We start from the raw sequence: 11,980 nt of genomic DNA on the forward strand, positions 1-11,980 counted from the left end.
GCTACTGGTCGCTGCGCGCGCCGAACACGATCTCGTCCCAGCTGGGCACGCTCGTGCGACGGTTCTTCTGCGAGCGGCGTGCGGGCCGCTCCCGGACCACGGTGGCGTCGGTGGCCTCGTCGGGCTGGGAGGCGGCGGGGTGAGCGCCGTCGAGGGTCTCCTCAGGCGCGTCGTCCGTGCCGGGACCCTCCTGATCGGGGTCGTCGTCGTGCGTCGCGGCGCCGGCGACCCCATGAGGCTCCTCGTCCCACAGCGCCGGCGTGTGGGGTGCGGGCGTCAGCACGGTGGGCTTGCGGGGGCCGGCCGCGGCCGGACCGTCCTCGAGGTCGTCGTCGGCCGCGTCGTCATCGGCGAGGACCTGCGCCGCGAGGGCGTCGTCGTCGATCTCCAGGCGCTGACGTACGCCGCGCGCGGCGCTCAGCTCGTCGAGCAGGGCCTCGGTGTCGGTGTCGTCGCCCTGGGGGACGTCGACGGGCTCCGGCTCGGCAGGCTCGGCCGGCTCGACGGGCCGGAGACCACGCGGACGGGTGTCACGGATCACCGCGTCGACCGCAGCGAGTGCGGGCGCCACGTCGGCATCGGTCTCGACGTCGTACAGCCGGGCGCCGCGGACGGCGCTGAGGTGCCTGCGCGGGGTGCCCGGGCCCAGATCGGTCTCCGAGAGCCACCGGCTCTCGTCGTCGACCGCGACGGCGCTGCCGGCGGCCAGGTCGACCTGCCAGGTGGCCTCGCGCTCCCGGTCGCCCGCGACGAACCGCGCGACGACCTCCCAGGGCTCGGCGCCACGCCGCCGCGCGTCCCAGCCGATCTGCTGGCTGGGTACGCCGCGCGCCGCGAGCCGGTCCACCACGAGGTCGCCCAGCGTCGGAGACCCGGCCTCACGCCCCAGGGGGAGTGCGCGGGCGCGCTGCACGACGTGCTCACGCTCGGCGAGGGCAGGGCCCTCGTAGCGGCGCACCTGCTCGATCGGCACACCGGCGTCGGCTGCGATCTCCTCGGCGGAGGCACCCGCCCGGACCATGGCCTGGATGTCGCGCGGACGCAGTCCCTCCGAACGGATCTGCTCCAGCTGCGGGCGGTCGCGGCGCACCGCGGCCCGCAACGCGTCATCGATGAGCAGGCGGTGCCGCTGCCCCTCCTCGTCGACGAGCACGATGTGCTCGCCGTCGGCATGGATACCGACGAGCTCGAGCTCAGCCATGACACCTCCCAGGACAGACCACTACGACGAGACTGCCACGCCCGGAGCCGCGATCTGCCGATTCGACCCGGTGTGGCGGAGTGTGCTGGGCAGCCGGGATCCGGCCGCCCGGTGGTCCGCTCGCGATCGGGTGTGCAATCCGGCGCCCGATGGTGCACAATCCCAACGCCTGCCTACGGGAACATTCCGGACCGCAGTGCGTTGTACCCGCGTACGGCGTTCCCGACACGCCGTGACAATTCCACAGAACTCCGACGACGAGGACCGACGAGAACCCTATGGCGACCGACTACGACGCCCCGCGCAAGACCGATGAAGAGCTCTCCGAGGACTCGCTCGAGGAGCTCAAGGCGCGCCGTGCCGAGAAGAACTCGGGGACTGTCGACGAGGATGAGACCGAGGCCGCAGAAGGCTTCGAGCTCCCCGGCGCCGACCTCTCGGGTGAAGAGCTCAGCGTGCGCGTGCTGCCGCGACAGGCAGACGAGTTCACCTGTTCGCGCTGCTTCCTGGTGCACCACCGCAGCCAGCTGGCCTACGAAGAGGGCGGCCAGCCCGTCTGCTCGGAGTGCGCCGCCTGACCTTCCTGATCCACGGCGTCGCGGCACCTGATCAAGGCGCCCGCGAGGTCGGCAGGGTGACGGGTCGACACCACCCAGTACGGGGTGGTGTCGGCTTCGTCACGTACCTCCACACGGACCGCGGTCCGTATCCACGACCGCTGCAGCAGCCACGCGTCGGCGCGCAGCTCCGGGCCGAGCGCCGCGCGGGTCGCGCCCGCGTCCAACGCCTCGATCTCGCCCAGATGCTCGGCCTCGAGGAACGCCTTGCCCGCGCGCAGGCCCGCAGGCCCCACCGTGATCTCCGGCTGGGTCCGCAGCAGCGCCAGCACGACGGCGACCGCCACGGCGATCGCGACGCCGGCCGCCAGCCCGATGCCCAGCGGGAACAGGCTCGCCCCGGCCATGAACGCCCCCACCGGTGGCAGGAGCCACATCGCGGCCGACGGGCTCAGCCGTTCGCGGTAGGTGCTCACCCCACCAGGGTGCCAGGTCCGGGCACGCCCGCGCGACGGCGGCCCCGGCGGTGCACGGACCGTAGGATCGATCAGGTGATCGACTCCGAGCCCGTCCAGGTGCTGGTGCACCGACTCGACCGTGAGCTGCCCATGCCCGGCTACGCCCACCCCGGTGACGCCGGGCTCGACCTGGTGGCGCGTGCCGACATCACGCTGGCGCCGGGCGGGCGGGCCGCTGTCGCCACCGGTGTGGCGATCGCGCTGCCGGCCGGCTACGTCGGCCTCGTGCACCCGCGCTCGGGGCTCGCGCGCAAGCACGGTGTCACCGTGCTCAACGCGCCCGGCACCGTCGACGCCGGCTACCGGGGCGAGATCGTCGTGATCCTCGTCAACACCGATCCCGCCGAGCCGTTCACGGTCCGGCGCGGCGACCGGGTCGCGCAGCTGGTGGTGCAGCAGGTGGCGGTGGCCGACCTGATCGAGGTCGGAGTGCTGCCGGGCAGCGATCGCGGCGAGGGAGGATTCGGCTCCACCGGTGGGTTCGGGGCCGCGACAGGGGAGGCACGAGCATGAGGTGGTTCTCGCGCAAGGGCGGCGAGAAGGACGCCCCCACCGAGGACGTCACGACCGACGTCGAGACCGACGAGACCGCAGGCCCGGACGGCCGCGGCCCCTGGGACGTCGAGGAGATCCCCGAGGTCGGTGACCGCGTCGACCTCGGCGCGCTCCGGATCCCGGTCCGGCCGGGGATGCAGGTCCGGATGGAGCTCGAGCGCAAGAGCCGCCGGATCGTGGCCGTGAACCTGGGGCTCGAGGGATCGGCGCTGCAGCTGCAGGCGTTCGCGGCGCCGCGCTCGGCAGGTCTGTGGGAGGAGCTGCGTGAGGAGATCGCGGGCACGATCACGAAGCAGGGCGGCTCCGCCGAGGAGCAGGACGGCCCGTTCGGCGCCGAGCTGCTCGCACGGCTGCCGGTCCGCACGCCGGACGGGCGCAGCGGCCACCGCCCCGCCAGGTTCATCGGGATCGACGGGCCGCGCTGGTTCGTCCGCGGCGTCCTGACCGGCAAGGCCGCCGTCGACGAGGACGCGGCCGCCGCGATGGAGGACGTGCTCGCCGACGTGGTGGTCGTCCGCGGGCACGAGGCGCGCGCACCCCGCGACCTGCTGGCTCTCCACATGCCGGGCAAGCCGGGCCAGGAGGTGCCCGCGGCGACCGCCGCTCGCCCCAGCATCGACCTCGGCGGCCCGCGCGGGCCCGAGATCACCGAGGTGCGCTGAGCCGTGGCACGCGCCTGGAAGGAGCGCCTCCGACGTGCGCTCGCCTCGACGGACGAGCTCGAGGCCGACGACGAGATCCTCGAGGCGGCCCTGCACGGCACCGACCCGATCTCGCAGTGCCGGCCGCGTGAGAAGCACACCCTCTCGGGGGTGCTGCGCTCGGTCCGGTACGCGCCGCGCGATGCCCGCCCCGAGCTGGTGGCCGAGCTCTACGACGGCTCGGGCAGCATCGACCTCGTGTGGCTCGGCCGGCGCGACATCGCCGGGATCGAGCCGGGCCGCCGGTTGCTCGTGACGGGCCGCCTCAGCCAGGGGCCCTCGCACCTCGTGATCTACAACCCCGAGTACCGCCTGCTCGTGCCCGCGGCGGCCTCGTGACGGCGACCGAGCCCGAGGAGGGCGCCACCCAGCGCGGCGTGCGCCAGCTCGGCTCCGAGCAGTTCGACGGTCTGGAGGCCATCGGCGGCTGGCGCGGCATGATCGAGTCGGTCGCGCCCGGCCTGGTGTTCGTCGTCGTGTTCGTCGCGGTGCGGGAGATCATGCCCGCGGTGATCGCCTCGGTGGCGGTCGCGGTGGTCGCCACGATCGCACGGCTGCTCCAGCGCACGCCGATCACGCAGGCGGTCGGAGGGCTCCTCGGCGTCGGCATCGGAGCGATCTGGGCCTGGCGCAGCGGCGAGGCGCAGAACTTCTTCGCCTGGGGACTCATCACCAACGCGGTCTTCGCGCTCGGTGTCACGATCTCGATCCTGGCCCGCTGGCCGGTCGTGGGCGTGATCGTCGCGACCTTGTTTAGCAGGCCCACGACGTGGCGCGAGGACCCCGACCTGATGCGCCGGTACACGCTCGCCTCGTGGCTGTGGGTCGGCGCGTTCCTGCTGCGGCTGGCGGTGCAGGTGCCGCTCTACCTCGGCGGTGACACGGGCTGGCTGGGTGCTGCCCGGCTCGTCATGGGCCTTCCGCTGTGGGCGCTGGTGCTGTGGGTGACGTGGGTGCTGGTCTCGCCCCGGGGTCGGGGGCAGGACCGAGCAGCTCCTGCAGCTCCCGCAGATCAGCAGGATCCTCCGAGGAGCTGATCAGCAGCAGCTCGTCGCCGCCCTCGAGGGTGTCGTCGGGCGAGGGCGGGATCGGCCGGTCGCCGCGGATGATCGCGGCGAGCACGCTGTGGCTGGGCCAGTCGATCGCTGCCACGCGCTGACCCACCACGGGGGTGTCCTCGGCGAGCGTGATCTCGTACATGCTCGCGCCCGACTGGTGGAACGTGAAGATGCGCACCAGGTCACCGACCGTGACCGCCTCCTCGACGAGCGAGGTCATGATCCGCGGCGTCGAGACCGGCACGTCGACGCCCCAGGCGTCGTCGAACATCCACTCGTTCTTGGGGTTGTTCACGCGCGCGACGGTGCGCGGCACCGCGAACTCGGTCTTGGCGAGCAGCGAGACGACCAGGTTGACCTTGTCGTCGCCGGTCGCGGCGACCACGACGTCGCAGGTGTCCAGATGAGCCTGGTCGAGCGTCGAGACCTCGCACGCGTCGGCGAGCAGCCACTCGGCCTCGGCGACCGAGGACACCCGCATCGCCGCGGGCTCCTTGTCGATCAGCACCACCTCGTGACCGTGGTTGAGCAGCTCGCGGGCGATCGACCGGCCCACGCTGCCGGCGCCGGCGATGACGACTCTCATCAGCCGCTCACTCCTTCTCGACCGGGGGTCGCACCGCGAGCACCCGTTGGACGTCGTTGACGCGGGGGGTCTCGACGAGCATGTGGACGACGTCGCTCTCCTGGAGCAGCTCGTCGGGCGTCGGGATGTACCCCTCGCCCAGCCGCGTCAGGAACGCGACCCGGGCACGCGAGAGCCGCTGGATGTCACGCATCGAGGACCCCACCCAGCCCGGATGGGTATCCATCTCGCAGAGCCGCACCCGGCCGGAGGCGTCCGTGAACTCTGAGTCCGCACCGCGAGGGATCATGCGCCGCAGCACCTGGTCGGCGGTCCACCGCACGGTCGCGACCGTCGTGATCCCGAACCGCTGGTAGACCTCGGCCCGGCGCGGGTCGTAGATGCGAGCGACGACGTCGTTCACGCCGAACGTCTCGCGCACCACCCGGGCGGCGATGATGTTGGAGTTGTCGCCGGAGGAGACGGCGGCGAACGCGCGGGCGTCCTCGATGCCGGCCTGCACGAGCGCGTCCCGGTCGAAACCGAGCCCGGTCACGCGGCGGCCCTCGAAGTCGGGGGACAGGCGGCGGAAGGCGTCCGGGTTCTGGTCGATGATGCCGACCGAGTGCCCGTGCTCCTCGAGCGTCTGGGCCAGCGTCACGCCGACCCGACCGGCTCCCATGATCACGAAGTGCACGACTGCCGAACCTACACCCCGCCGGTCGCTCCCACCCGGGCGTAGCATCGGCAACCGTGCCCGACATCGTCGACGCCGTGAAGCGCGTCCTGGTGGGTCGCCCCGTCCGCAGCGAGAACCTGGGGGAGACCCTGCTGCCGAAGCGCGTGGCGTTCCCGGTCTTCTCCTCCGACGCGCTCTCGTCGGTGGCCTACGCGCCCGACGAGATCCTGCTGATGCTCTCGATCGCCGGGCTCGCGAGCTACGCGATCTCGCCCTGGGTGGGCCTGGCCGTCGTGGTCGTGCTGCTGACGGTGGTCGCCTCGTACCGCCAGACCGTGCGCGCCTACCCCTCGGGCGGTGGCGACTACGAGGTGGCGACCAAGAACCTGGGCGGCACCGCGGGTCTCACGGTCGGCAGCGCCCTGCTGGTCGACTACGTGCTCACGGTGGCCGTGTCGGTGTCCTCGGGGTCGCAGTACCTGGCGACCGTGCTCCCAGCCGCGCGCGGGCACGAGGCCGCGATCGCGATCGGGATCGTCGCGCTGCTCGCGCTGCTCAACCTGCGTGGCGTCCGGGAGTCGGGCCGAGGCTTCGCGCTCCCGGTCTACGTGTTCATGGCCGCGATGGGCGCGATGGCCCTCGCCGGCGGCGTGCAGTGGCTGTCCGGCTCGTTGGGCGCGGCAGAGTCCGCCGCCTTCGAGCTGACGGCGGAGCCCGGCTACGAGGAGGGTCTTGTCGGTCTCGCGGGCGCGTTCCTGGTGCTGCGCGCCTTCACCTCGGGCGCAGCGGCCCTCACCGGTGTCGAGGCGATCGCCAACGGGGTGCCGGCGTTCCAGCGCCCGAAGTCGAAGAACGCCGCGAGGACGCTGCTGCTCCTCGGTGCCGTCTCGACCTTCATGCTGACCACGGTGCTCGGGCTCGCGAGCGCGACCGGCGTCAGGTTCGTCGACGACCCGGCCACGCAGCTGCGGCTCGGCGGCGAGCCGGTCCCCGACGGCTACCAGCAGGACCCGGTGATCGGGCAGGTCGCGCAGACCGTGTTCGCGGGGTTCCCGCCGATGTTCTACGTGGTCACGGTGACCACCGGGCTGATCCTGCTGCTCGCCGCCAACACCGCGTTCAACGGCTTCCCGGTTCTCGGCAGCATCCTCGCCCGTGACGGCTTCCTGCCGCGTCAGCTGCACACGCGTGGCGACCGGCTCGCGTTCTCGAACGGCATCCTCATCCTGGCGTTCGCCGCGATCGTGCTCATCTGGGTCTTCGACGCGCGGGTGACGGCGCTGATCCAGCTCTACATCGTCGGCGTGTTCGTGTCCTTCACGCTCGGCCAGCTCGGCATGGTGCGGCACTGGAACCGTGAGCTCAACACCGAGTCGAGCACCCGCGAGCGGACCAGGATGAAGCGCTCCCGCGCGATCAACGGGTTCGGCTTCGCGCTCACGGCCGTGGTGCTGGTGGTGGTGCTGATCACCAAGACCGCACAGGGCGCCTGGATCACCATCGCGCTGATGGTGGTGCTGTTCGCGGTGATGCGCGGCATCCGGCGCCACTACGACCTCGTGGCGCAGGAGCTCACGCTCGCGACGCCGGAGGAGATCGAGGACGCCAAGGCGCTCCCGGCGCGCGTGCACGCCGTCGTGCTGGTCTCCAAGGTCCACAAGCCGACGATGCGCGCCCTCGCCTACGCGCGCGCGACCCGGCCCTCCACGCTGCAGGCGATCACGGTGGCCGTCGACCCCGAGGATGCGGCCCAGACGCGCGCGGCGTGGGATGCTGCGGGGATCCCGTTGCCGTTGACCGTGCTCGACTCCCCGTTCCGTGAGATCACACGGCCGGTGCTGGAGTACGTGCGGTCGTTGCGACGGAGCTCGCCACGTGATCTGGTGGTGGTGTATGTCCCGGAGTACGTCGTCGGTCATTGGTGGGAGCAGCTGTTGCACAACCAGAGCGCACTTCGCCTCAAGGGGCGGCTGCTGTTCACGCCCGGGGTCGTGATGGCCTCCGTGCCGTGGCAGCTGAACTCCTCGCGGGACGTGGCGCACACGCTCGCGGTCGGCGAGCCGGGCCAGCAGCCCGGCGACCTGCCGGGACCGGGGGCGGTGCGTCGTGGCCGATGACACCGGCGAGGACCTCGTCCTCGACGTCGGCCCTGCCGTGCACGGCGGCCACTGCCTGGCACGGCACGAGGGTCGTGTCGTGTTCGTCCGGCACGCGCTGCCGGGTGAGAAGGTCCGGGTCCGGCTGACCGAGCAGCGCCGTGAGGGGTACTGGCGCGGGGACGCCGTCGAGATCCTCGACGCCTCGCCCGACAGGGTGCCGAGCATCTGGCCCGAGGCGGGTCCCGGCGGGGTCGGAGGTGGCGAGCTCGCCCACGTCGCGATCGAGGCACAGCGCCGCTGGAAGCGTGACGTGCTGACGGACGCGTTGGTCCGCATCGGCAAGCTCGAGCCTCAGCACCCGCTGCTGGAGGAGCTCACGGTCGAGCCGGTACCGGGCGATCTCGACGGCCTCGGCACGCGCACCCGCATCGAGCTGACGGCCGATGCCGAAGGTCGCGCGGGCATGTACCGGCACCGCACGCACGAGGTGCTCGCGCTCCGCGAGATGCCGCTCGCCGTCCCCGAGATCAACGCCTTCGACCTGCTCTCCCGGAGCTGGCCGGCAGGTGCGCGCATCGACGCGGTCGCGCCGACCGAGGGTGAGCCGGCGGTGCTCGTCAACGGTCAGCCGTGGCGCGGCGGTCGCAGCCACGTGCGCGAGCAGGTCACCGTCGGCGACGTCACCTACCGGTACCGCCTCGCCGCCGCCGGGTTCTGGCAGATCCACCGCGGTGCCCCGGCGATGCTGGTGAGCGCGGTGCTCGAGGCCGCCGCGCTGCAGCCCGGCGACAGCGTCATCGACGCCTACTCCGGTGCCGGGCTCCTCAGCGTGCCGCTCGCGCACACGGTCGGGCCGGAGGGCCTGGTGCTCGCGGTCGAGTCCGACGACCAGGCCACCCGCGACGCCCGGCGCAACGCGCACGGCCTCGACCAGCTCGAGCTGCGCACCGGCCAGGTCGCCCGCACGCTCGCCGACATCGACAGACGACCGGACGTCGTCGTGCTCGACCCGCCGCGCGCGGGCGCGGGCGCCGACGTGCTGGACCGGCTCGCCGACCTCGGCGTCAGCAGGGTCGTCTACGTCGCGTGCGACCCGGCGGCGCTGGCCCGGGACGTGCGGATCGCGCTCGACCACGGTTACCGCCTCGAGTCGTTGCGCGGCTTCGACCTGTTCCCGCACACGCACCACGTCGAGGCGCTCGCGACGCTGGTCTGGTGACTCAGCCGCGGCGTCGCTGACGTCGCCGGCGGGAGGCGCGCGCCCACCGTGCGACGCACCGCGTCGAGAGGTGCTCGGTGTGCGCCCCGGGCTGCCCGACCGCGCGCGCCGTGTAGGCGCGCGTGACCTGGCAGCGGGTCGGCGCGGGACGGCTCGGCCCCCGTGGGTGCGTCATCGTCGCCCGTCGGCGGGGGTGGGGTGGGCCCGACCCCACCGCACCCCCGTGGCCGACGGGCTCGCCCACCGACGAGGACGACGGTGCGGGCGGAGCCGAGGCTGCGACGCCGTGACCATGTGTCCTCCTGCTGCCGATGTGACGTATCCCAGAGACGCGGGCGGACGCCCGTCATGACGCGCAGCCCGGTGTGATCTGCGTCACGGGGGCGTTCGGGCCATACGCTGCTGCCGTGCAGCCAGTCGCCGCAGTCGCCACAGCCGCCCCGCCGCCCGGGCTGACCTCAGCCGACGTCGCCGCGCGGGTGTCCGCCGGCAAGGTCAACGTCACCGACGACACGTCCTCGCGCAGCCTGGGGGAGATCCTCCGCGGGAACCTGTTCACGCTCTTCAACGCGATCCTCGGAACGGCCCTGGTGGTCGTGCTCGCGGTCGGGGCGTGGAAGGACGCGGTCTTCGGGTTCGTGCTGCTCTTCAACACGCTGATCGGTGCGGTCACCGAGTACCGCGCCAAGCGCACGCTCGACCGGCTCGCGATCCTCAACCAGTCCGAGGTCACCGTGATCCGGGACGGCGCCGAGCTCCGGGTGCCGATGCGTGAGGTCGTGCTCGACGAGGTGATGCGCCTGACCCTGGGCGACCAGGTCCCCGCGGACGGCGAGGTGCTCACCTCCTCCGGGCTCGAGGTCGACGAGTCGATGCTCACCGGCGAGAGCGAGCCCGTCGACAAGGCGCCGGGAGATCCCGTGCTGTCCGGGTCGGCGGTGGTGGCGGGAGCTGCCGTGGTCCGCGCCACCAGGGTCGGGCAGGACGCCTACGCGCAGAAGCTCACCTCCCAGGTCAAGCAGTTCTCGCTCGTGGGGTCCGAGCTGCGCAACGGCATCAACAAGGTGCTCGTGGTGATCTCCTGGGTGATCGTCCCGATCGCGTTCCTGCTGTTCTGGAGCCAGATCCGCAACGAGGGCGGGTTCCAGGTCGCGTTCGCGGGGGACGGGTGGCGCGACGCCGTGGTGCAGGCGGTCGCCGGCATCGTCGGCATGGTCCCGGAAGGGCTGGTGCTGCTGACCTCGATCAACTTCGCGCTCGCCGCCGTCATCCTCGCCAGGCGCAGGGTGCTGATCCAGGAGCTGCCGGCCGTCGAGGTGCTCGCGCGCGTGGACGTGCTCTGCCTCGACAAGACCGGCACGATCACCGACGGCAGCGTCGAGCTCGACGAGCTGGTCGAGCTCGAGCCGGTGGCGGGGGCACGGGAGCTGCTCGCGGCCGTGGCGCGGGAGCCCGACGCCTCCCCGAGCGCCGCGGCGATCGCGCCCGGCCTCGCCGATGTCGCCACGGTGGCTCAGCAGGTCGTGGTCCCGTTCAGCTCGGCCCGCAAGTGGAGCGGGCACCGTGCCGAGTCGGGCACCTGGGTGCTCGGCGCACCCGAGGTGCTGCTCGCCTCACGAGCCGCCGACGACGGCGTGGTCACCCGGGTGCTCGAGCTCGCCACGAGCGGAGCTCGGGTGCTGCTGCTCGCTCACGTGCCGGGGGAGGAGCCGCTCGACCACCACAGCGTGCCCGAGGACCTGCGTCCGGCGCTGCTGGCGGTGCTGCGGGAACGGGTGCGGCCGGACGCCGCCGAGACGCTGGCGTACTTCGCGATGCAGGACGTCGAGGTCAAGGTGATCTCGGGCGACAACCCAGCCACGGTGGGCAGGATCGCCGACTCGGTCGGCCTGCAGGGCGGTGCCGGCATCGACGCGCGCACGTTGCCGAAGGACCGCGAGTCGCTGCGCGTGGCGATGCGGGAGGGACGGGTGTTCGGCCGCGTGAGCCCCGAGCAGAAGCGTGCCTTCGTGCACGCGCTGCAGGACGACGGTCGCACGGTCGCGATGACCGGTGACGGCGTCAACGACGCCCTGGCGCTCAAGGAGGCCGACCTCGGCATCGCGATGGGCAACGGTGCGGCCGCGACCAAGGCGGTCGCACGGGTGGTGCTGCTCGACGGGACGTTCTCCACGCTGCCCGGTGTGGTCGCCGAGGGGCGACGGGTGATCGCGAACATGGAGCGCGTCGCGGCGCTGTTCCTGACCAAGACGACGTACGCGGTGCTGCTCGCCGTCGTCGTCGCGCTGGTGGCGTGGCCCTACCCGTTCCTGCCCCGGCACCTCACCCTCGTCGGCGCGCTGACGATCGGGACCCCGGCCTTCTTCCTCGCGCTCGCGCCGAACAACCAGCGGTACCGGAAGGGCTTCCTCGACCGGGTGCTGCAGCTGGCGGTGCCGTGCGGGCTGATCTGCGGCTCCGGGGTGCTGGTGGTCTACGGCACGCTGCACCTGCGTGGCGAGACGCTCCAGGCGAGCACGGGTGCCACCCTGACGCTGATCCTGATGGCGCTCTGGCTGCTGGCGATCCTGGCGCGGCCGTGGAGCTGGTGGCGGCTCACCCTGGTCGCCGCCATGGCGCTCGGAGCGGTGCTCGCGGTCGGGATCCCGTTCGTTCGCGACTTCTTCGCCCTCGAGTGGCCCGCGGGCCCGACCGCGCAGCTGATCGTCGTCGTCGGGGTGATCGGCGCCGGACTCATCGAGCTGGTGTACCGGTTGCGCGAGCGCAGGTCGGCGCGGATCGGCACGTCGTCGGCGGATGGCGAGCCCGTCCCGGAACGATGAGCGGGT

Annotated in this window: 11 protein-coding genes and 1 pseudogene; 8 read left to right on the forward strand and 4 right to left on the reverse strand. The window is 72.6% G+C overall.

The features are described 5' to 3' along the window. Window position 1: 1 nt before the first annotated feature. A complete protein-coding gene (gene sepH / locus GPA04_RS02315) occupies window positions 2-1,201 on the reverse strand; it encodes a septation protein SepH (RefSeq protein WP_156221907.1) in 1,200 nt (399 codons plus the stop codon). Window positions 1,202-1,479: 278 nt separating this feature from the next. Between sepH and GPA04_RS02320 the strand changes: the two genes are divergently transcribed. Next, window positions 1,480-1,779 carry a DUF4193 domain-containing protein gene (locus tag GPA04_RS02320; protein WP_156221908.1) on the forward strand — a complete coding sequence of 100 codons (300 nt, stop codon included), beginning with the start codon at window positions 1,480-1,482 and terminating at the stop codon, window positions 1,777-1,779. Here GPA04_RS02320 and GPA04_RS02325 read toward each other — a convergent pair. Next, entirely contained in the window at window positions 1,734-2,234 is a 501-nt protein-coding gene (locus GPA04_RS02325) for a DUF3093 domain-containing protein (protein ID WP_156221910.1), read from the reverse strand. The genes GPA04_RS02320 and GPA04_RS02325 overlap by 46 nt on opposite strands. Before the next feature lie 78 nt (window positions 2,235-2,312). Here GPA04_RS02325 and dut point away from each other — a divergent pair, with 78 nt between their 5' ends. The 4 genes and pseudogenes from dut to GPA04_RS02345 all read left to right on the forward strand — a co-directional run. After that, window positions 2,313-2,789: a dUTP diphosphatase gene (gene dut, locus GPA04_RS02330; RefSeq protein WP_156222391.1), complete on the forward strand. Its 477-nt coding sequence runs from the start codon at window positions 2,313-2,315 to the stop codon at window positions 2,787-2,789. Further along, window positions 2,786-3,493 carry a DUF3710 domain-containing protein gene (locus GPA04_RS02335; protein WP_156221912.1) on the forward strand — a complete coding sequence of 236 codons (708 nt, stop codon included), beginning with the start codon at window positions 2,786-2,788 and terminating at the stop codon, window positions 3,491-3,493. Before dut ends, GPA04_RS02335 begins: the two co-directional genes overlap by 4 nt. Window positions 3,494-3,496: 3 nt before the next feature. Further along, entirely contained in the window at window positions 3,497-3,871 is a 375-nt protein-coding gene (locus GPA04_RS02340) for an OB-fold nucleic acid binding domain-containing protein (RefSeq protein WP_156221914.1), read from the forward strand. 98 nt (window positions 3,872-3,969) lie between these two features. Continuing rightward, a pseudogene (locus GPA04_RS02345) lies at window positions 3,970-4,437 on the forward strand (DUF3159 domain-containing protein); the annotation flags it as partial. A 4-nt stretch (window positions 4,438-4,441) separates the two neighbouring features. Here GPA04_RS02345 and GPA04_RS02350 read toward each other — a convergent pair. Together GPA04_RS02350 and GPA04_RS02355 are read right to left on the reverse strand one after the other, a co-directional pair. After that, entirely contained in the window at window positions 4,442-5,176 is a 735-nt protein-coding gene (locus GPA04_RS02350) for a potassium channel family protein (RefSeq protein ID WP_156221916.1), read from the reverse strand. 7 nt (window positions 5,177-5,183) lie between these two features. Continuing rightward, on the reverse strand, window positions 5,184-5,837 hold the full coding sequence (locus GPA04_RS02355; protein WP_156222393.1) for a potassium channel family protein: 654 nt from the start codon (window positions 5,835-5,837) through the stop codon (window positions 5,184-5,186). A 71-nt stretch (window positions 5,838-5,908) separates the two neighbouring features. Here GPA04_RS02355 and GPA04_RS02360 point away from each other — a divergent pair, with 71 nt between their 5' ends. The 3 genes from GPA04_RS02360 to GPA04_RS02370 all read left to right on the forward strand — a co-directional run bounded on the left by GPA04_RS02360 (window position 5,909) and on the right by GPA04_RS02370 (window position 11,974). Beyond that, window positions 5,909-7,951 (forward strand): APC family permease, encoded by a 2,043-nt coding sequence (locus GPA04_RS02360; protein WP_156221918.1) that lies wholly within the window; start codon window positions 5,909-5,911, stop codon window positions 7,949-7,951. Next, on the forward strand, window positions 7,941-9,152 hold the full coding sequence (locus tag GPA04_RS02365) for a class I SAM-dependent RNA methyltransferase (RefSeq protein ID WP_156221919.1): 1,212 nt from the start codon (window positions 7,941-7,943) through the stop codon (window positions 9,150-9,152). The genes GPA04_RS02360 and GPA04_RS02365 overlap by 11 nt, the downstream gene beginning before the upstream one ends. 407 nt (window positions 9,153-9,559) lie before the next feature. After that, complete coding sequence (locus GPA04_RS02370; protein ID WP_156221921.1) at window positions 9,560-11,974, forward strand: HAD-IC family P-type ATPase; 2,415 nt, start codon at window positions 9,560-9,562, stop codon at window positions 11,972-11,974. Window positions 11,975-11,980: the final 6 nt, after the last annotated feature.

Source organism: Pseudactinotalea suaedae, assembly GCF_009733815.1.
GTDB classification, from domain to species: Bacteria; Actinomycetota; Actinomycetes; order Actinomycetales; family Beutenbergiaceae; genus Pseudactinotalea; species Pseudactinotalea suaedae.